This window comes from Leptospira weilii serovar Ranarum str. ICFT, assembly GCF_000332415.1.
Lineage (GTDB): Bacteria > Spirochaetota > Leptospiria > Leptospirales > Leptospiraceae > Leptospira > Leptospira weilii_A.
Genome location: NZ_AOHC02000023.1, coordinates 1 through 19,834, shown reverse-complemented (window position 1 = coordinate 19,834; position 19,834 = coordinate 1). Strand labels below are relative to the sequence as shown.

Annotated in this window: 13 protein-coding genes, 3 pseudogenes and 1 CRISPR repeat array; of the genes and pseudogenes, 7 read left to right on the top strand and 9 right to left on the bottom strand. The window is 43.6% G+C overall.

Features of this window, described 5'->3' with window-relative positions:
- Window positions 1–247 precede the first annotated feature (247 nt).
- Window positions 248–1,375: direct repeats of the CRISPR family, unit length 29 nt; unit sequence CGGTTCAACCCCACGTGTGTGGGGAATAG.
- Between the two features lie 29 nt (window positions 1,376–1,404).
- From cas2e to LEP1GSC060_RS21090, 3 genes and pseudogenes are all read right to left on the bottom strand, one after another.
- Window positions 1,405–1,800 (bottom strand): type I-E CRISPR-associated endoribonuclease Cas2e, encoded by a 396-nt coding sequence (gene cas2e, locus LEP1GSC060_RS06955; RefSeq protein WP_002999849.1) that lies wholly within the window; start codon window positions 1,798–1,800, stop codon window positions 1,405–1,407.
- The gene (gene cas1e, locus LEP1GSC060_RS06950) at window positions 1,757–2,641 is read right to left on the bottom strand and encodes a type I-E CRISPR-associated endonuclease Cas1e (RefSeq protein WP_003000097.1); all 885 of its coding nucleotides are present in this window, start codon (window positions 2,639–2,641) and stop codon (window positions 1,757–1,759) included. Before cas1e ends, cas2e begins: the two co-directional genes overlap by 44 nt.
- A 142-nt stretch (window positions 2,642–2,783) precedes the next feature.
- Window positions 2,784–2,882, bottom strand: a pseudogene (locus LEP1GSC060_RS21090) (type I-E CRISPR-associated protein Cas7/Cse4/CasC); the annotation flags it as partial.
- A 762-nt stretch (window positions 2,883–3,644) separates the two neighbouring features.
- Here LEP1GSC060_RS21090 and LEP1GSC060_RS06940 point away from each other — a divergent pair.
- Window positions 3,645–3,971: pseudogene (locus LEP1GSC060_RS06940) on the top strand (hypothetical protein); the annotation flags it as partial.
- Between the two features lie 37 nt (window positions 3,972–4,008).
- Here the strand turns inward: LEP1GSC060_RS06940 and LEP1GSC060_RS06935 are convergent.
- The 5 genes from LEP1GSC060_RS06935 to LEP1GSC060_RS06915 form a co-directional block, all read right to left on the bottom strand.
- Window positions 4,009–5,028 (bottom strand): DUF2804 domain-containing protein, encoded by a 1,020-nt coding sequence (locus LEP1GSC060_RS06935; protein WP_036095716.1) that lies wholly within the window; start codon window positions 5,026–5,028, stop codon window positions 4,009–4,011.
- Window positions 5,029–5,275: 247 nt separating this feature from the next.
- Complete coding sequence (locus LEP1GSC060_RS06930; RefSeq protein WP_036095713.1) at window positions 5,276–5,758, bottom strand: Dps family protein; 483 nt, start codon at window positions 5,756–5,758, stop codon at window positions 5,276–5,278.
- A gap of 169 nt (window positions 5,759–5,927) precedes the next feature.
- Complete coding sequence (locus LEP1GSC060_RS06925; protein WP_002999813.1) at window positions 5,928–7,052, bottom strand: DegT/DnrJ/EryC1/StrS aminotransferase family protein; 1,125 nt, start codon at window positions 7,050–7,052, stop codon at window positions 5,928–5,930.
- Between the two features lie 47 nt (window positions 7,053–7,099).
- Complete coding sequence (gene lon / locus LEP1GSC060_RS06920) at window positions 7,100–9,640, bottom strand: endopeptidase La (RefSeq protein ID WP_002999831.1); 2,541 nt, start codon at window positions 9,638–9,640, stop codon at window positions 7,100–7,102.
- A gap of 462 nt (window positions 9,641–10,102) precedes the next feature.
- Complete coding sequence (locus LEP1GSC060_RS06915) at window positions 10,103–11,104, bottom strand: YheT family hydrolase (RefSeq protein WP_036095711.1); 1,002 nt, start codon at window positions 11,102–11,104, stop codon at window positions 10,103–10,105.
- Between the two features lie 159 nt (window positions 11,105–11,263).
- Here LEP1GSC060_RS06915 and LEP1GSC060_RS06910 point away from each other — a divergent pair, with 159 nt between their 5' ends.
- The 4 genes from LEP1GSC060_RS06910 (at window position 11,264) to LEP1GSC060_RS06895 (ending at window position 17,093) form a co-directional block, all read left to right on the top strand.
- Window positions 11,264–12,019, top strand: coding sequence for an LIC_13076 family protein (locus LEP1GSC060_RS06910; protein ID WP_002999791.1), 756 nt, complete (start codon window positions 11,264–11,266; stop codon window positions 12,017–12,019).
- Between the two features lie 11 nt (window positions 12,020–12,030).
- Window positions 12,031–12,738, top strand: a complete 708-nt coding sequence (locus LEP1GSC060_RS06905) for an Lcl C-terminal domain-containing protein (protein ID WP_003000094.1) — start codon at window positions 12,031–12,033, stop codon at window positions 12,736–12,738.
- A gap of 349 nt (window positions 12,739–13,087) precedes the next feature.
- Window positions 13,088–16,348 (top strand): efflux RND transporter permease subunit, encoded by a 3,261-nt coding sequence (locus LEP1GSC060_RS06900; RefSeq protein ID WP_002999845.1) that lies wholly within the window; start codon window positions 13,088–13,090, stop codon window positions 16,346–16,348.
- A gap of 127 nt (window positions 16,349–16,475) precedes the next feature.
- Entirely contained in the window at window positions 16,476–17,093 is a 618-nt protein-coding gene (locus tag LEP1GSC060_RS06895) for a TetR/AcrR family transcriptional regulator (protein WP_036095655.1), read from the top strand.
- Between the two features lie 42 nt (window positions 17,094–17,135).
- Here LEP1GSC060_RS06895 and leuA2 read toward each other — a convergent pair whose 3' ends face one another.
- Window positions 17,136–18,422, bottom strand: a complete 1,287-nt coding sequence (leuA2, locus tag LEP1GSC060_RS06890; RefSeq protein WP_002999970.1) for a 2-isopropylmalate synthase LeuA2 — start codon at window positions 18,420–18,422, stop codon at window positions 17,136–17,138.
- Between the two features lie 174 nt (window positions 18,423–18,596).
- On the opposite strand from leuA2, the gene LEP1GSC060_RS06885 reads away from it, so the two are divergent.
- A complete protein-coding gene (locus LEP1GSC060_RS06885; RefSeq protein ID WP_003000073.1) occupies window positions 18,597–18,776 on the top strand; it encodes a hypothetical protein in 180 nt (59 codons plus the stop codon).
- Window positions 18,777–19,566: 790 nt separating this feature from the next.
- A pseudogene (locus LEP1GSC060_RS06875) lies at window positions 19,567–19,834 on the top strand (hypothetical protein); the annotation flags it as partial.

Here is a 19,834-nt window from a genome sequence, read left to right as displayed (position 1 = left end):
TTCCATCCGACCCCACGTGTGTGTTTCAAGGGGTTAGGAATTAGTGGTTAGGTTTTTAAATCAAAATCCATCCTGTTTTTCATCGACCCCACGTGTGTGTTTCAAGGGGTTAGCAATTAGGAATTAGTGGTTAGGTTTTTAAATCAAAATCCATCCTATTTTCCATCTGACCCCCACGTGTGTGTTTCAAGGGGTTAGGGATTAGGAACTAGGGGTTAGGTTTTTAAATCAAAATTTATCCTGTTTTCCATCCGACCCCACGTGTGTGGGGAATAGAAGTCCGTCTCTTACTCCAATCAATTCAGCTACGGTTCAACCCCACGTGTGTGGGGAATAGTCAATCAACTTCGAATCCAAGAAGCCCTACTTCGGTTCAACCCCACGTGTGTGGGGAATAGAGAATGTTCGACAACACAAAACGGAACCAACTCGGTTCAACCCCACGTGTGTGGGGAATAGATGATCTCCTGTGCCTCGTTAAAGGGGACTTCAACGGTTCAACCCCACGTGTGTGGGGAATAGTATAGGTAATTTATTTTCTGAGAATAGATAATCGGTTCAACCCCACGTGTGTGGGGAATAGTACGTTGCGTTTGCTTCGCACAGATTCATTAACTCGGTTCAACCCCACGTGTGTGGGGAATAGGCTTAATTGACACTCCTTTTAATTGAAGATTTCGGTTCAACCCCACGTGTGTGGGGAATAGTCCACTGAGTTAAAACTCTCCAAATATTTTTCCGGTTCAACCCCACGTGTGTGGGGAATAGTTCACTATTATTATCCTTCCCGTGTTCATCCCGGTTCAACCCCACGTGTGTGGGGAATAGGTTATACCATTCAATCCGGTTGAAAGCAATCTCGGTTCAACCCCACGTGTGTGGGGAATAGTTTTTCTTTTCTACCCATTTGCTGAATTGTTTCGGTTCAACCCCACGTGTGTGGGGAATAGCCTCACGTCTTCTCAAACCGGGGAGATGATTACGGTTCAACCCCACGTGTGTGGGGAATAGTTTAATTTGTCTCACTAATGGAGGGCCCCCTCGGTTCAACCCCACGTGTGTGGGGAATAGCCGCTCCGATTGTAGAAACCTTGACCGGACTTCGGTTCAACCCCACGTGTGTGGGGAATAGTTTCTGGTTGTGTGTTCGGTTCGATCGAATTCGGTTCAACCCCACGTGTGTGGGGAATAGGATTCCCGCTGAAGGCTCTAAACCCAAGTCGCCGGTTCAACCCCACGTGTGTGGGGAATAGAGTTGAAAACATTCCCGCGCCCGGCGCCCCTTCGGTTCAACCCCACGTGTGTGGGGAATAGGAACGCAGCGTTGAAACTCCTGATTCCGGTTTTGGTTCAACCCCACGTGTGTGGGGAATAGGCTAAAAACTTGTATAGGAATCTTAAGAATTATGTCGGTTCAAACGGATCGGTTTCTAAAAGTAAGGATGTCGCTTTTTCATTCATAAAATCTTTGAGGTTCGAAAACGGGGACTCGTCCCCGTCGGGAATATTAGAAAAATTGAATTCATCTGGAATGTCTTTCTGCCCCCTTTTAGGATCGGGTTTGGACATTAAAAGTAAACCGTCAAAGTCCACGACCTCGCGAGAAGGATCGCCGTGAGAACGGATACCATAACCCTGTTCGGTGTTGCTCGAGTACAACAGGATCGCGTCCGATTTCCATTCTTCGGAAATTTTTTTCCAAAGCTGATCTCGAACTCTGGCGTTAACGGACGCGACAAAAACACCCGGTTTAAGCTCAATGGCTAACCGCGATATCTCGCCCCTCTGAGAAGTCTTCACTCTCTCTAAAATCAGAACCACCATAAATCAACTCCTTGATGTCCGGAATAATCCTTTTTAGTAATTTACTTTGTTTGAATTTATCCCTGCATGCAAAACGAACCCTTCTTTCAACGTTAGTCGCATCTTCGGCCGTAATCTCGAAGGCCAAAGGGATCGTGATTTCCGCTTTATAAAGATCCGCAATATCGTAAACGAAAGACAATTGTTTGCCGGTATGAACAAAACCGATCGCGGGAGAAAAGCCGGATTGTAAAATCGCCGCGTGAACCACGCCGTAGAGACAAGCGTTCGCCGAAGAGAGCGCACGATTGACTGGATCGCTCCAGTCCCAACTGTTTTGATCGTAAGATCTACTCTTCCAAGGAACCCCGGTTTTTTCGGACCATTCCTTATAAATTTTTCGAACCCTGGCGCCTTCCAAACCGCGAATTTGTTCGATAGACGAATTGACCGGGATTACATCCGAAAAACGAAACTGATACATTCTTCGAACGACCGAATCTCTTTCCGTCAAATCTCCGTAGGCTTCCACTTGACGAAGTAAATTTCTTGCGGAATAAGTACCGGTATAACCGGCCGAATAAAAACGAACTCCGCCTTCGCCCGTCCAAGCAAGAAGACATCGACTGTCGGAAATTCTTTTGATGGCCTCGTGTGTAATCGAAGTACCGGGGCCCAGTAAAAGAAGACCGATCGTTTCGATCGGTATCGGGACGACTTTATCCAGATAATGAAAACCGATGGATTTTTGGAACTGGTCGATTCTACCCTTTTCAAAGTATAAATGAGACCAGTTATCTTCAAACTTGGGCAGCTCTTGTAGGTTTCTGTTCGGCATACGTATTAATTATCGAGTTTTATATGTCTAAAATTGAATATAAAGAAATGATGGATCGAAAAATAAATTCGTTAATTATAATATGACTTCAATGTGAGAAGTTTGGGCGAATCCGGCCCCGGCGCTGCGATCCATAGAGAGCGGCGGCCACGTCCAAACAGTGATAGGCGAGAAGGTGATAGTTCCCCTCTTGGTTTGTTTTCCCTCCATACGGATGATAAGACTTTTCTTTCGTCCGCACCTGTTTTTGGATCTTTCCAATCTAATGATTACGAATGTATTGATTTAGAATATAATAACAAAATGATATATATTCATTCCTTTTGACTTTGTTTGAAAGTATCGACAATTTTTCCGGGAACTTTTGTGAATTATGAATTCAGTTTATAAAAGGAGATATTTACGGAAAAAGGATACATCTTTTTTATGTAATACTTTCTTTTTACTCATAACTATATAATAAAGTACCTGATAATTTTGTATTGAAACCGTATTTTTCGATAAAAATTCAAGGTGCTCAACTTTATAGAGATCAGTAATATATTCAAAAATTAAAATATTCAAAAATGGTTTACAGAGTTTTTTAAAACAGGCAGAGCGATTCATAGAAAGGGAACGCGTTTGGATTTCGGTTCATCAAAGATATCAACCCGCCGGGGCGATTAAAAACTATCGATTATTTTAGGCCCAAGCATTTTAGAATGCCCTTTTTGGCGGACGACAAAATCTGGAAAGTCCAAACTGTGAAAGGTTCCGGTAATATTAGGTAAGAAGTTTGGGAACCAAGTATACGTCGGAAAGGCGGCGAGCGACAAGCCGCCGCCTTATCTTTGTTAGTCTATTTTTACTCAGAACTATAAAATAGAGTGTCCGGAATTCTGCTTCTAAAACGGGGATTCTTCTCAAAAGTCATGGCGCGCTTATTCTATAGGCATCAGTAGTAGGAGAAAAATTCCATGCAAAAAAAACGTATCGTGATTCACAACCCGCTTTTTGCGATCTATTGAGTCCATTGTCCCGGTTCATCGACTCGTTGTTTCAGATCAGAAATGATACGGACGAGGAGGGGACCATCGAATCGATCAAACGAGGAGTTAATTTTTCCGGCCCCGCATTATGCACTTTGATTTTTGTGCGTTATTTGAAATTCCATCGCACCGTATATGCGGACCCGGCGGTGGATAAAAAGATTTACCGTTATGTGTATTTGGTGTCCTTATGTTTGATTCTTCCCAGCCCGTACTTCGCCTATGATATCGTAGTCGACTCTTCGTTTAAACGGAACGCAAAGAGTTATCTCGAAAATCATTTCACGTTTGAAAAAGTAAAATTCTTTCCGCTATAATATATTAAATAACTGTTATATTCTACCAAACGGATCGGTGAAACTCGGTAAATCCGTAGACGTCCCGAAAAGAGACTTTCTTTCCGTCGGCGGAACGAAGTTGTCCCGAAAATCTTCCCACAAATTGTCTGAAATACAACTTGGATACGATCAGATTCATCCGATCCTTTCTTTCCCCTTCGGGAACGAAATCGAGTTTTACCAATCCTTCCTCGTCGTAAATTTTCCAAGGTTTGGAGGGTTCCTTTTGTGAAAAATCGAAGATCAACCGAGGAACCCTTCTTCTCTTTCGATGGATCCAAAACGCGTTTTCCGAAAAGAAAGTTTCGTTCACTAGCGCCGCGAAGTTCGCTCCGATCGAAGTTCGATTCGGAAGGATAGCGCTGAACGCCGCCCAATACCAATTGGTCTCTCTTCTGAGATATCCTCCGGACCAATCGTAAAGGATCGTTGTTTTTTTGGGATCGAACACGAGGGGTTTGTTTTGATAAGCGAGTTCGATCGAACTCGGGATCAGAGGAGAACATTTTTCCGTGAAGGTCCAATGTGTCGGTTCGGAAGGATTTAAAACCCGCAAAGGAGAATGACTTTTGATACCGAAGTCCGCGTTAAACCGAATCCGTAATTTTTTTCCCAAGAAGGCGTCCACATGAAGTTTACCTTTGGAATGCGATTTATCCACGGAAAGAAAGGAAGAACCTTTTTTAAACCGAATCTTATACTCGTCCGGATCGGCCGGGAACTGCAAACCGTTTCCTATATCCAAACCCTTGGTATCGAACTCGTAGAGAAGTCCGTCCTTATAATGATAGAGATAGGCGAACACGTTATACACATAGCCTAGACTGACCGCGGCGAATCCGATCAAAAACTCATCCGTGATGATTCCCATGTAATTGAATCTTTTAAATGCAAAACGTTTTTTCAAGCCGCGAATTTCTTTACCGAAGAAGTCGAGCAGTTGAAACTCTTTATAGTTGAATTCGACCGGACCGTCGAAGACTCCGTAGTTGACTTTATTTTCGGAACCGATAATTTTCATCTTCATATCGATCGCGCAAACTATCCGAAGAGATTTAAAATGCAATGTAAATAAAAATCTCTCGGTAAATCCACCTAGTTTTCTTTCTACATTATCTTTCTCGTGATCGAAACTACATTAAACGAAATGAATCCGATGTTTTTGAGGACTTTGACAAACCACTATTCGTCCCGGGTCACCCGGGTTTCGGAACAAATCCCGACTTAATATTCCAAGATTCAACCGCCGAACTTACGTTAAATGATTGTTAGGTGTTTTCGACTGTCAGCAAACTACGAAGCATCCACGCCGTTTTTTCGTGAACTTCCAACCTTTGTGTAAGAAGGTCCAGCGTCACTTCGTCTCCTCCCTCGTCCGCGGTGGGAATCAGAGAACGCGCCGTTCTAATCACGGTTTCATGTCCTTTTACGAGATGACGAACCATATCTTCCGCGTGAGGAACTCCGCCTTCTTCGTGAATCGAAGTTAGTTTTCCCAATAGATGGGACGAACTAGGCGCGTAAAAACCCAGAGCGCGGATTCTTTCGGCGATCAGGTCGATGGAAAGCCAGAGTTCGTTGTACTGGGTTTGAAACATCAGATGAAGAGTGTTGAATTGCGGACCGGTTACGTTCCAGTGATAACTGTGAGTCTTAAAGTAGAGAATGTAAGTATCGGCTAAAAGTTTTTGCAATCCCGAGTTGATCGCTTCCCGGTTTTTCTCGGATATTCCTATATCTATGTCTTTCATATTCAAACCTCCGTCGTATATTAGACAAAAGGCATAAAAGAACAAGAAAAAACCGATCGTTTGTGACAAAACTTTGACCGGGTTTTGAAGGTTTTTATTTTGAGTTTTTCCGAATCATATCCTTTCAAAATGGAAAAGAGCGGTGATTACCGCTCTTAAATCGTGAAATTTATTTTTTCCCGGAATTGTATACCCGAATTGCGGAAAAAACTTCCTCCAATTCCTCTTCTTTCATGTAAGGAAACAAGGGAAAGTTGAGGACGGAAGCGCAAATTTTACCCGTTGTATGTTTAGCTCCGAATTTCCCTTTGATAAACGGTTTGGCGCCCGGTTGATCGCTCATAGCGCCCGGATAAATATTACCGAAACCGATTCCTTTTTCTTTCAGAACATCCTGAATGATCGGACGCTCCTCGGGAGTGGAAAGAGTCACGTTGCAGTAACCGTTTTCTTCGTAATCCTTAGGAGGGTGGATCGCTTGGATGCCGAGGTTTGGGAGTATATCATAATATTTTTGTGCAGCCGACCTACGAGAAACGATTCTCGCTTCCAGATGTTTCAGGTTGATGTTGAGAAAGGCGGCTTGTAAAGTATCCAATCTGGAATTCCAACCCACGTCTCCGTAAGCGTAATGAGAAATTCTACCGTGATTGGCGAGCATTCTCACCTTGTTTGCAAGTTCCTCGTCGTTCGTAAAAACCGCGCCCCCGTCTCCGGCGCCGCCTAACACTTTTGCGGGATAAAAGGAAGTAGTGGAGACGAGCGCGTCCTTGTAGATGGAAGCTCCCTTGTATTTGACTCCGTAACACTGAGCGCCGTCTTCCAATAAAGGAACTCCTTTAGACTTACAGAGTTTACGAAAATCTTCGATACGAGACGAACCCCAGCCGTAAAGATGAACGATCATCGCCGCCTTGGGTTTGACCTTATCCAGAGCTTTTTCAAATTCCACAAAGTCCATTTGAAGATCGTTCGGGTCCGTATCGATCGTGTAAGGATCGGCCCCTACGTTCACAACCGATTCGAAAGTCGCCCAGAAAGTCGAATCCGGAAGTAAAACGGCGTCGCCCCTTCCCACACCTAACGCGCGTAAGGCGAGCTGAAGCGCATCCGTTCCGTTTGCACAGGCAACGGAAAACTTCGTTTCCGCCTGAAAAGCGAGATTCTTTTCTAAAAGGGAAATTTCCTCTCCTCCGATAAAACTCGCGTTTTTACTGAGAATTTTGACTTTTTCTTCCCATTCTTCCAGTAACCCCGGCTCAAACCTTTTGATATCTATAAATGGAACGCCCATTCGGCTCTCCTGATTTTTAAATTTATATTTAAGAATATTCTAAAATACTATTTCTCTTTTTTATGATTTTCCTTACGTTTGAAAGACGCCGTTTTTACTTTGGAAACGGACTTTTTTTTCGGCGCCTTTTTTTTCATCGAAATTCCGATCGACTTTTGATTCGTTTTTTTTGCCGAAGCGGCGATCGACTTTAAACTTTCCTTAAAGAAAGGATTCACTTTCAAAAGAATTTTTTCGTCGAACATGAGCGCCGCGACTTCCTCGTAACGACTTATCGGAAAAAAGGACATGCCCTTTTTCACGTAATCCGGAATCTCTTCCAGATGTTGAAGATTGTCCTTCGGATAGATGATTTTGTAAATTCCGACTCTTTTTGCGGCCACGATCTTTTCGCGCAAACCTCCGATCGCAAGGACTTCTCCCGTGAGAGTGAGTTCCCCCGTCATTCCGTAACCCGCTTTCACTTTCGTATTCAAAGCGAGGGAAAGGATCGCGGTCGCCATCGTAATTCCCGCCGAGGGTCCGTCCTTAGGAGTCGCTCCGTCGGGAACGTGCAGATGTAACATTCGGTCGTTGAACAATTCGTCCTTATGTATGAAATTCTTAATATAACTCAAGGCGATGTTCGAGGATTCTTCCATTGTCTTTCCGATCATTCCGGTCAGAAGAATTCCACCTTTCCCTTTGACAAAAAGGGCTTCGATGAGAAGAGTCGCACCTCCGACGGAAGTCCAAGCGAGGCCGAGGGCGGTACCCGCAACGGATGTACGAATCATCCTTTCGTCCGTAAACTTCGGAACTCCCAAAAACGTTTCAAGATCTTTTTCCTGAATGATTTTCGGAAAAGGTTCTTTTCTTACGATTTTCATCGCGATTTTACGAACGAGTTTATCGGTGACTTTTTCCAAACCGCGAACTCCGGATTCTCTCGAATAAGAATCGATCAAAGCGACCATTGCTTTCTTATCAAACTCGATTCCGTAAGGTGTAACTCCGTTTTTATTGAGAACTTTTTTCCAGAGATATTTCTGAAAGATTTGAACCTTTTCGTCCGTGATATAACCCGAAAGATTGATGATTTCCATTCTATCCAAAAGGATTCTGGAGATGGAATCCAACGTGTTTGCGGTCGCGATAAAAAACACATTCGAAATATCGAATGGAAGATCCAGGTAGTGATCCCTGAAGTTTTTGTTTTGTTCCGGGTCCAAAACTTCCAGAAGAGCCGAAGCCGGATCCCCTTGGATGCCGATCGCGAGTTTATCGATCTCGTCGAGCAAAATGACGCAGTCTTTTTCTTTTGTTATGCGAAGTCCGGAAATGATTTTACCGGGCATGGAGCCGATGTAGGTTCTTCGATGTCCTTTGATTTCGGCTTCGTCCCTCATTCCTCCGACGGAAAATCTAAAAAATTTTCTGCCCATCGCTTCGGCGATCGACCTTGCGATCGATGTTTTTCCGACACCCGGAGGTCCGACCAAAAGAAGGATCGTTCCTTTTTCGTCGTTTTTCAATTTTTTGACGGCGAGAAACTCCAGGATTCTATCCTTCACGTCTTCGAGTTTGTAGTGATCCCTGTCCAAGGTTTTTTGGGCCTTATCCAAATCGATCTCTCTAACGGGCGCGGGTTCCCAGGGAAGGGATTCCAGAATGTCCAAGTAATTTCGGATAACGTTATAATCTCCGGTATTCGGGTCCGCGTAGGAAAATTTATCCAATTCTCTCGTGACTTCTTCGACGACCTCCGGATCGGCGCCGATGGATTTCAGTCGTTCCAGAAATTTTTCGTATTTCTTTTCGAACTTATCGTCTTTGATTCCGAGTTCGTTTTGTATCGCTTTGAGTTGTTCTCTTAAGAAGAATTGTCTTTGTTGTTTGTCTATTTTGTCTTGGATTTGATCGGAGATTTCCCTTTGGATGGATACGAGTTCGATTTCTTTTTTTAAAAACAGAAGCACCTTTTCGATTCTTGACTTGAGAATATTGGATTCGATGACGGATTGGTATTCTTCCTTTTCCAGGTTGAGAATGGAACAGACGAAGTCCGCCATTTTTCCGGGTTCGTTTACGTTGAGCATCGTGAGTTTCATCTCTTCCGTAAACAGTGGATTGTTTTGTGCGAGTTCCCTCGTCATGACGAGTAACGTTCTCATCATCGCTTTGATCGTATTTTTCGGGGCTCCGGGTTCTTCTTCCGGATAGGAAACTTTTGCGACCAACGGATCTTTACCGACATAGGATTCGATTTTAAAACGACGGATCGTATTGATGAGGATATTGATCGCCCCGTCGGGTAGATGCACTTTTTTTAATATTTTAGCGACAACTCCGAAGGGGTAGATGTTTTCGGAAGTTTCCTTTTCGTTTTCTTCGTCCTTTAAAAGAACGAGACCCAGGAAGGAATTTCCTTTGAGAGTTTCTTCCACGGCCTTAGCGAATTTGCCGCTTGGAACGATCAAAGGTGTGATGATACCCGGAAAAACCGGTCGGGACTTGATCGGAACTAAAAACAGTTCGGGCGGTAAAATCGAGTCCAAGGGAACGATTGAATTTTCTTCCATTCCCGATAAATCCTCTAAAGGCTCCAAAAGGGCCTCCTTCCATCTGAAAGTTTGTCCTAAAACCTGAGAAATGTGGGAACTCCTACATTTTTCTTTTCAGGTTTGGGAACAAGCTCTAAAAATATTTCGAAATTTGCCCAGGTTCCTACGACGGAATAGATTCTCAAATCAAATCCGAGCCGTTTTTTTTCTCAACAATGTTAGGCTTCACCAACATTTAGGTTTTTTTACACCTGAATTCGTTCATTGAGCATCATGATTTCTGTCAACCTGATTTTAGGACTTTACAAGATTTCAGAGGGATTTTCCTAATAGATGGATCAGACTTTAATAAAGCATGATTTTTCTCTTCTGTAAATTCTTCTGAAATCTGATCCACTAGAATTCAGAGTTCAATTACATTTTTCTAATAGAGGGATCAGACTTTAATAAAGCGTGATTTTTCTCTTCTGTAAATTCTTCTGAAATCTGATCCCTAAAATCTGCCCATTAGCAAAAAATTTCCTCTAAAATACGAAAATACCAACAAGAACCTTTCCAGTTTTCGAGAAAACCGTTGTGTCCGCCGAAATCTTGGATGGAGATTTTCACGTTCTTATTGGGATGAAGAGAAAGGAAAGACTCGCCTCGAATGATCGGATCATCCTTTGCCGTCAGAATCGTGGTCGAAACTAAAATTTGAGAAAGTTCTTTTTCACCCAGAGTATAAGTTCCGAAGTAATGATCCAAATCTTGAAACTCGTCGGTTGAATCGATGAGTTTCTTCGTCATTTTCATAACGGATCTTTCCTTAAGAATTTCGTCATAAGGAACCAACGTAGGAAAATGTATTCGTTTTTTCCGAATCGATTTTTTCCATTTGTTAAGAAAATAATTACCGATGATCAGTTTACCGTCCATTAGAATTGTTGCATCTTTCGGATGGATCGCGGGCGAGACGGCGATACACTCTTTGAGTTGATTTAATTTTTTTTCCGACTGAGAATGGACTCGCGCGATTCTCAGAGTAAAGTTTCCACCCAAAGAAAAACCCGTGATAAAAACCGGAACATTCCTATCGGCAAAGAATGTGGCTTTACGAACGGCTTCGTAGGTTTCTTCGATCAGACTTCCGTTGAACGGTTCCGGATTGAGATGATGTGTATCGCCGTGATCCCTGTAATTTAAACGGAAAATATCGTATCCTTTTTCATAGAAGTAATGAGAAGTTCTCAGGATATAAGTTGAATCGATACTTCCTTCCCAACCGTGTAAAAGAATCAAAAATCCTTTGGCTTTCCGATTCTTTTGTCGGCTCAAGGAGCCTTCCAGTTTTACACCTTGGCCCGCGTCTAAAACGATTCTATCGGAACCGGATAAAAAAGGCATTTCTTTCGGTAAATTCCAAGCGAAAGAAGCCAGGGCCGTCTGAAGAAAAGGGGATTTTAGAATCCCGGGCGGATTGAACTTTGGGGTTTTGAAATTTTTGGGGTGAGACGTTTTTGAAAGCATCGGTTTTCCGGAAAAGTTTTTTAGACGATCGGTTTTAGGCAAATTTCTTTTCACTTAAATTATCGCGGAATGGTAACAGAAAAAAACTGGTCTTTAGAACAGTTTTTAAAAAATATACGAACAGCGCATAATTTCATGAATTTAGGAGTTCACCTTAAAGTGAAGAATCTACACAGTCCTTTGAATTCTTTTTCGGTTTTGTTTCGGTTCGGATTCTTTACCTTAATGTTATTTTTCTTATATTCTTGTACAACCTTAGAATTGAATTCGGTAAGAGGCGGTGATTCGGCGAAATCGATCCTCGATTCTCAAAAGAATTCTAATGTTTCTTCTTCCAATTGTAAATTAAACGGTAAAAAATACCAATGGTATGTTCTTTTCGGTTCGGTTCCGATCAATAGAGTGGATGTTTCGGAAATTCTTCCCGATCCAAATCGCACGTATCGATTGATCTTGAAAACGACCTGGTTGGACGCGATACTCAGCACGTTCTTAGGGATCGCGGCTTCCGTAACGCGTAAAACCATCGACGTGGAAAGTTGTGATTCTAAGGAAATTACTTCCGCAACCAAAGTTCCCGTTTCGAACAATTCGACTTCTTCGGAAAAACCGGAAAGAGAAGTTTCCAAGATCGACACCGCAAAGATCAAAGAAGATTTTATCAAACAGAATGAAAAACAATGGAAAGAGGAGTTGCAGGAGAAAATCCATTCTTCTTTAAGAGAGGAACTGGAAAGTTCTTGGAACAGAGAGGTGAAACAATCCAAAAATCTTTCCATCCTGTTTTTAAAGTCGGGTGAAATTGTAAAAGGGACTGTGACCCGAATGGACGGAGACGGAGTTAAATTGTTCTACAAGGGAAAAGAGAGAACCTTTCGTCGGTCGGATGTTCAAAGAGTTAAGTTTCAAGATTAAGGCGATTGGATATGACAAACTTTCAAACGCTTTTTTTAAGAATTTTTCTTTCTTCTTTTTTGTTTTTGAATTCCGCCTGTTATCTGAACCCTCTTTTCAAGGATCTCCTTTCTCCCGACAAAGAGAAAGATTCGTCTCTTCCAATTCTGCTTCTCTTAATTGCGGGAGCGACCGCTCCGCCGGTAATTCAAGGGGAAACTATTTTTTTTCCGTCCACCGGTCTTACTTGGATGCGATGTTCCCGCGGCCAAACGTACGATTCGGCTACCGATTCTTGCATTGGATTTTTAGTTTCTCCTCAATATTGTTCCTCTTCCGACAACCAGTGTAATGGAGCTCTGGGAGGAACGCTGACGTCGGGTCCTGCTTTCGATTCTTGTTCTACTTTCAGCGTTTCCGGTAAGACGATGACTTGGAGAGTTCCCACACATGCAGAATTGAAGGGGCTCGTTTTTTGTTCGAACGGGACGGATCTGGGCAATTCGAAGGATAATTCCAAGACCTGCTCCGCAGCGGGAACCAGTTTTGAAGTTCCTACGATCCGAAAAGATTGGTTTCCTGGCAATCCAACGGGGAACTTGATTGAATTTTGGACCAGTACAAGCGATCCTTCGAATGCGGTTTACGCTTGGAAGGTCAATTTTACGACGGGATTTACGAATACGACCGCCGCAAAAAATGTATCGGGTTATCTTCGCTGCGTGAGTAATTCCCGCTAATTCCGTTTCGATGTTAGTCGCGAGGGGCAAAGGAGTCCCCCCAATTACTTGGATCGGAAGATAAATCCGTCTTGAGTTGCGACAAATCTTCTGTGAAAAGATCGTCCCACCCTGATTTTGCATAACGTTACCCACAAGTTGAGAAGGTTTTTGCAAATAAAAAGTCTCATTCTTGTCGGAACACTTGCGGTTTTATTTATAAAGTCCTAATCCCTAAAACGTGGGAACTCCCCAAAGTCACAGAAGATTCTCAATTGACAAAAAACAAATAAATCAAAAATTGTTTCCAACTGGAAGTATTTGATAATTCATAGGAACCTGCGTCCGGTGAAAAGTAGGAGATTCAAAAATGAGCTTGGCTTCGATTTCGATTCAACGACCGATATTTGTTACTTGTACGGTTTTAATCATCCTGATTGCGGGATATCTCTCCATGAACAAGTTGGGAGTGGACTTGTTTCCCAACGTAACGATCCCGGTCGTAACCGTGACCATTCCTTATCCCGGAGCCGCTCCTAACGAAATCGAAACCCTAGTGGCAAGGCCGGTCGAGGACGAACTCTCCACAATCTCAGGGGTAAAAAGAGTCAAGTCGGTTTGTAACGAAAGTGTGGGCACAGTCATTGTGGAGTTCACTCTGGAAACGGACGTAAAATACGCGGAGCAACAAGTTCGAGACAAGGTATCGAGCGTAAAACCGAAGTTGCCCAGCGATGCAAAGGAACCGGTTATCCGAAGAATCGACCCGGCGGATCAACCCATCTTAATCATCGCACTCAGAGCCGAAGAACTACCGGAAGCGGAACTGTATGATATCGCAAACGAAGAAGTAAAACAGATTCTTCTTTCGACAAAGGACGTGGGAAACGTGAGCATTTCCGGAGGACGTAGAAGGGAGATTCACGTTGAACTGGATCGAAACAAACTCAAAGAACATATGATTCCCGCTTCCGTCGTAAGCAATCGACTGGCTTCGGGTGGGATGAACATTCCCGCCGGAAAAGTAAGTAAGACCGATAAGGAACTCGTATATAGAACGATCAACGAATTTCAATCTCCTCAAGAAATCAGAGATACTCCGATCTCGCTTTTTGGAAACGAGGTTCCGATTAAAATCGGACAATTGGGAGAAGTCAAGGACACGTTGGAAGACGAAACGTCCAGAGCTTACTTAAACGGTAAGAAAGCGATTTTTCTCATGGTATATAAACAATCCGGATCGAACACGGTCGCGGTCGCACAAAACGTAAAAAAGAAAGTGATCGAGATCAATCAAGATCTTGCAAAACGAAAGGGTTCTCCCGTGTTGACCTCGACGAACGATTCTTCCATAACGATCGACAATAATATCTACGACGTGAAAGAAACCATCATCATCGGAATCATCCTCACGATCATTGTCGTATTATTGTTTTTAGGAAGCGTTCGTTCCACTTTGATTACGGGACTGGCGCTTCCGAACTCCTTATTGGGCGCGTTTATCCTGATGGCGATCGCCGGTTTTACCGTAAACGTGATGACGTTACTGGCGCTCAGTCTCGCGGTCGGACTTCTCATCGACGACGCGATCGTAGTTCGGGAAAATATTTTCAGACATAGGGAGATGGGTAAAACGGCGCGTGAAGCTTCCATCGAAGGAACCAAAGAAGTAACACTTGCGGTGGTCGCGACTACGATGACCGTCATCGCGGTGTTCATGCCGATTGCGTTCGTCAGCGGGGTGGTGGGACAGTTCTTAAGAGAATTCGGATTGACCGTATGTTTTGCGCTTCTCATTTCCCTTTACGACGCTCTTACGATCGCACCGATGTTATCGGCTTACTTCGGAGGTAAGGTCGGAAATCACGCACACAAAACGACTTCCGATTCGATTCCAGACATCGCGACTCAAGCCGTCAAAGGGAAAACAAAAGGCGCCGGAGCTACCGCACTGGAAGAGATCGCTTATTCCAAAATCCGTTCGCAAAACAAGTCTTCTAGGGGAATTTTATCCGTAATTTTTTCTCCGATTACGTTTGTTCTCCGCGTATTGGAAAGAGGTTTGGATTCCATATTAAGTACTTTTAATGTTTTTCAATCTTGGATGGAGGACAAATACGCGTCCGTTCTGAAGTTCACTCTAAAAAGACCTTTTTTCATACTTTCCGGCGCGGTTCTCATTTTCGTCGTAAGTTTGGTTCTTACCAAGTTCATTCCTAAAACGTTTCTTCCCGCACAGGACGAGGGTAAATTCTCCGTAACCTTGGACATGCCTCCGGGAACTTCCGTGGAAAAAATGGGTAAGGTAGCGCAAGCAGTGGATCAAAAGATCCGCTCGTTTAAGGAAATCAAGTTGGTTTCCATGTTCAACACCAACCGTAGTTCGAGTATGTTCGTGGAGATGGTTCCTTCCCACGATCGGAAGATGAACACGACTCAGTTCAAAGCGTTTCTCAGGAAGGAACTCTCCGAATTTTCTTATGCCAATCCGATCGTAAAAGACATAGACAACGTAGGAGGAGGGCAACGGCCTTTCGTTCTTACGGTCAGCGGACAAAAGGGGGAAGTGGTCGAAGACTACGCGAAAAAATTATTCGCGCGCCTTCAAAAATCTCCCGCACTTTTGGACGTGGATATCAGTTACAGAACGGGAGCTCCCGAATTTAGGGTGGTCCCGGATCGGGAAAAAGAAGTTCTTCTCGGCGTTCCGGGAACGATCATCGGGACGGAACTGAGAACTCTTGTGGAAGGGACAACTCCGGCCGTTTATAGAGAGAACGGAGTCGAGTACGACATCCGAGTTCGACTGAAGGATTCTCAAAGGGATCTAAAGGACAATTTTTACGATTCTTTCGTACCGAACTTCAACAACAGACTGATTCCGATTCGAAACGTTGCAAGGGTGGAAGAAACAACCGGTCTGGCTACGATCAATCGTCTCAACCGAAATAAATCCGTTGAGATTTATGCGGACGTAAATCCGAAAGGCCCCGGAATGGGAGGGGCGATGGAAGAAGTCGCAAAGATCGGCCAGACGGAAATTCCTCTTCCTCCGGGTATTAAGATCGGTTATACGGGACAAGCGGAGAGTTTTAAGGAGATGGGAGTTTCGATGGCGATCGCAATGGGACTCGGGGTTCTATTCATCTACATGGTTCTCGCTTCGCTTTATGAAAGTTTTATCACTCCGATTGCGATTATGCTCGTGTTACCACTCGCGCTTTGCGGCGCCTTTATCGCTCTTTTTGTGACCCAAAAATCCTTGGATATTTTTTCCATGATCGGACTGATCATGTTGATCGGGGTAGCGACCAAAAACTCGATCCTTCTTGTGGACTTTACCAATCAGCTTTTGGGCCAGGGCAAAGAGATGAAGGAAGCGATCATCGAAGCGGGAAGAGAAAGACTCAGGCCGATCTTGATGACTTCTTTCGCTCTCATTGCGGGTATGTTGCCGATCGCGATCGGACTCAACGAGGCTTCCAAACAAAGAACGAGTATGGGAGTTGCGATCATAGGCGGTTTGATTTCTTCGACGATTCTTACTTTGGTCGTCGTTCCGGCGGCGTTTTCTTATATCGAAAAATTGAATCAACTCGTGAGAAGAAATTCTCCGAATCCGGACGCGTGAGGAATCAAAAGTAGTTCCAGTTTTCTCGCACGGTTTCATGAATTCGGCCTTTTGAATTCTTTTCAAATTCAAAAAAAGTTTCATAAATCGTGCGAGTAAGCGGCATTGTACGTGCGAGTGAACGGGAATGAGAGCTATGGAGCAGGATGAAGTAAAACATCGGATTATGGATAAAACGCTTGAGCTTTTTCTAAAATACGGTTATGCGAAAACCAAAATGGAAGAAATCGCAAGAATCCTGAAAATCTCCCGTAAAACTTTGTATAAACATTTCGAAAACAAAAATCATCTTCTTTTCGAAATTCTCTCCCAAAAACACAACGTGATGAGCGCGAGACTCGAGCAGATCAGCGAGGACGATTCCCTGTCGGTGCATGAAAAAATCCAAGCGATCAATGAATTCAAGATGAGCCAGTTCCCTCACGGAGCGAACGAGTTCATTTTGGAAATCAGGGATCAGGCTCCCGATCACTACGCTTATATCAAAGAAGTGAGAATGGAATCCGTTTCCAAATCGATTCAGGCGTTGATAAAACAAGGAATCGAAAAGGGGGAGATTCGTAAGGATTTGAATCCGACGATCTTCGCCGCGCTGATCAATTCTGCGATCGAAATGACCGCAACTCCGGAGCTTCTCGTAAATTCCCCGTATTCCATGATGGAGTTACAGGGAGAAATCCACGGAATTCTTTTTTACGGAATCATGAACGGTCCTGAAACGGCAGTCGTAACCGACCCCGCATGATGACAGGATAATCGGAATCAAACTTTCCTAACTCCCTACCGCCTAACATAAACGTTTGATCTTGTTCCATTCGATTCGAATTTCGTTCAGAGTCAGTTCTCCTTTACCGGAATCCTCCGAGATCTTTTTTAGGATCGGCTGTAACCGGCCCGCTTGTTCCCAGGTGATGTTTTCACCGGCATCCTTTAAGATGCAGAAGACCGCGCTTTTTCCGGATTGATTGGTAAATTCGATTCGATCACCTTCGGGTCTTCCGATCAAAGCCGCGTCAAACGCGCGATAGGCGCCCTTTTGCAGATGACGGGTTTTAGCGACACCGTCTTGATGAATTCCGGATCTATGAGAGATCACGTCTTCGCCGATCAAGGGCGCCTTTTCATAGATGGGAATTTCCGAAAGATAAGAAACCAAACGAGACGTTTCATAGATCGCGGAAAAATTCAAAGGAACATCCACGCCGCAGTTGTGAAGAGCAATCGCAACCTCGTAAGTGTTCGTGTTTCCGGCTCTTTCTCCAAGACCGTTTAACGCAGTCTCCAATTGAACCGCACCCGAAAAGTAAGATTCAACCGTGGTTGCGGTCGCCATACCCAAGTCGTTATGAGTATGAATCGAAATTTTTGTGTTCTCGGGCAAAACGTTCGCAACCGCCTTCACCATAGAAACGAAAAGCCAAGGACGATAACGTTCCACCGTGTTCGGTAGGTTTACGACGTCCGCTCCGTAACGCAACGCGGTTCGAAACGCTTCCGCCGCAAAGTCCAAATTTTCAAGAGAATCTCCGAAATGTTCTCCCGAAAATTGAACCTCTCCTCGGGAGCCGACGAGGCTTTTTGCGTAAGCGACGGAATCGGAAATTCTTTCCAAAACTTTTTCCGGACTTATCTTCAAAACGTTTTGAATCGTAAACGCGGAGATGGGATATACGATATGAATTCTAGGTTTCGGCGCGTGTCGGATCGCCTTCCAGGAAATTTCTATTTCTTTTTCCACCGCTCTGGACAGAGAGGAGATCACTACGTTTTCCGGCGCGATGGAAGAAAGATAACTGCATGTTTCGAACTCTTGATCGTTTGAAGACGCGAATCCGACTTCGATTCCTTGTACTCCTAATTTTAAAAGTTGTTTGAAGATCGTTTCCTTTTGATCCAGATTCCAAGGTTTGCGAAGAGCTTGGTTGCCGTCCCTCAAAGTCACGTCCATAAAAAACGGAGGATGTTCGGGAAGAGGGTTATTAAGAATTTCCGAAAAGGATCGGTTCTCTTTTTGATTTTCGAAAGTTACGTCGACAACGTTAGACGCGCTTTCCGGTTTTGAATCTTGTTTCATCGTTTTTTCCTTTTACCGGCCGGTTCCAGGAGAGGGGTTTTTCGAGAGGAGAGAAATGTCCGGAAACAAAAAAGCCCACTCCAGGAGGAGCAGGCTCGTGTATTTTTTTACAACTCTACCGGCTCCCCCTAACTAAGGAGGAGAAGTTCAAGACCGAACGGTAGTAGAGTTACATTGTGGGGCATACGATATCAGACTGGAAAGGATTCTAAAAAAATACAAGAACTTTTTAAACTCGAATCGATTTGTAGAAACGATGAAAGGTCCGTTGTCCGCGAATACGATCTCGTTTTAAAATCTCCCGCAAGTGGAAACGTTATTTTCGGTCTCAAGGCATTTTCGGCGGGAACTTGAAACTCGATCGGAACCAAACAAACGAAATTTTAAAACACGTCCTAAAGGATCATAAAGTCTCTTGGCAAAACATAGAGACCAAGATCGATTTTAATCTTCTCAAAAATAAAATCGAAAAGGGATTGGAATCGAAAGTATTTGAGAAAGTATTCGGAGAGATTGTGTTAAGAACTTACACCAAGTGGATATAAACGGGATGGCAAAATGGATTTGATTTACGATCCTGAATCTCCAACCCAGGATTTTATACGGATTTTCTTAAATACCGATCGTGGGCATACTTGCTCCATGAACGAGGAGGAATGGTCGTGGATTTTCAACGTTCGCTACGATCCACAACTATTATAGTCAAAACTCCGTCTTGCTGTTGCCTTCGTTACGGTTCCTTAGCGCTTCTTCAGATGGATTCGAATTCAAACCGAATCAAAAATAAAATTTCTGTCTATTATTCGGGAACTTTGCGACAACCGACACGAATTGAATTTTTCAAAGGTTTTAGAATTTTGAAAAGTCCTACGCATTTAAGAACGGACGTAACGGTTGACGACAAAGAGATTTCGGATCCTTGTGTCGATGAAAAATAATTAACGTGAGTTCGATATAACAAATGCGAAAGCGATTATTATTTGCGACCTGCAACGCGACCCATAGGACAATGCTGTCAATTTAAGAAAAAAGACTCAAGATTAAAGAATTTAGTACGACAAGAAGACATGGGCAAGAAAGAATAACAGTCATAGGCGAATTAGAAGCTTGGATATATTCCAGAAAGATTCTGGAAATCGCGCGAATGAAACCGAGTGCTTTTACTCGGAATCGTCAACTAACCCTACCGAGGTTGCTTATAGCCATGATAAACTTATTAAACAAAAGCTTAGCGGTCGAGTTATATAGATATTTTAAGAATTTAGGAAAGAAAGCTGTGACGAAACAAGCGTTTTCCTTAGCGCGGGAGAAATTAAATCCGCAAGTGTTTGAATCATTAAACGAAATATTAGTAAACAGCTACTACAAAAATGTAACGAATTGCAAAACGCATAAAGGTTATATAGTTGCAG

What these genes read in the sequence shown, in the direction of transcription:
- cas1e (WP_003000097.1), bottom strand. Translation starts at nt 2,641, where the DNA reads ATGCCGAACAGAAACCTACAAGAGCTGCCCAAGTTTGAAGATAACTGG.
- LEP1GSC060_RS06935 (WP_036095716.1), bottom strand. Translation starts at nt 5,028, where the DNA reads ATGAAAATTATCGGTTCCGAAAATAAAGTCAACTACGGAGTCTTCGAC.
- LEP1GSC060_RS06930 (WP_036095713.1), bottom strand. Translation starts at nt 5,758, where the DNA reads ATGAAAGACATAGATATAGGAATATCCGAGAAAAACCGGGAAGCGATC.
- LEP1GSC060_RS06925 (WP_002999813.1), bottom strand. Translation starts at nt 7,052, where the DNA reads ATGGGCGTTCCATTTATAGATATCAAAAGGTTTGAGCCGGGGTTACTG.
- LEP1GSC060_RS06915 (WP_036095711.1), bottom strand. Translation starts at nt 11,104, where the DNA reads ATGCTTTCAAAAACGTCTCACCCCAAAAATTTCAAAACCCCAAAGTTC.
- LEP1GSC060_RS06905 (WP_003000094.1), top strand. Translation starts at nt 12,031, where the DNA reads ATGACAAACTTTCAAACGCTTTTTTTAAGAATTTTTCTTTCTTCTTTT.
- LEP1GSC060_RS06900 (WP_002999845.1), top strand. Translation starts at nt 13,088, where the DNA reads ATGAGCTTGGCTTCGATTTCGATTCAACGACCGATATTTGTTACTTGT.
- LEP1GSC060_RS06895 (WP_036095655.1), top strand. Translation starts at nt 16,476, where the DNA reads ATGAGAGCTATGGAGCAGGATGAAGTAAAACATCGGATTATGGATAAA.
- leuA2 (WP_002999970.1), bottom strand. Translation starts at nt 18,422, where the DNA reads ATGAAACAAGATTCAAAACCGGAAAGCGCGTCTAACGTTGTCGACGTA.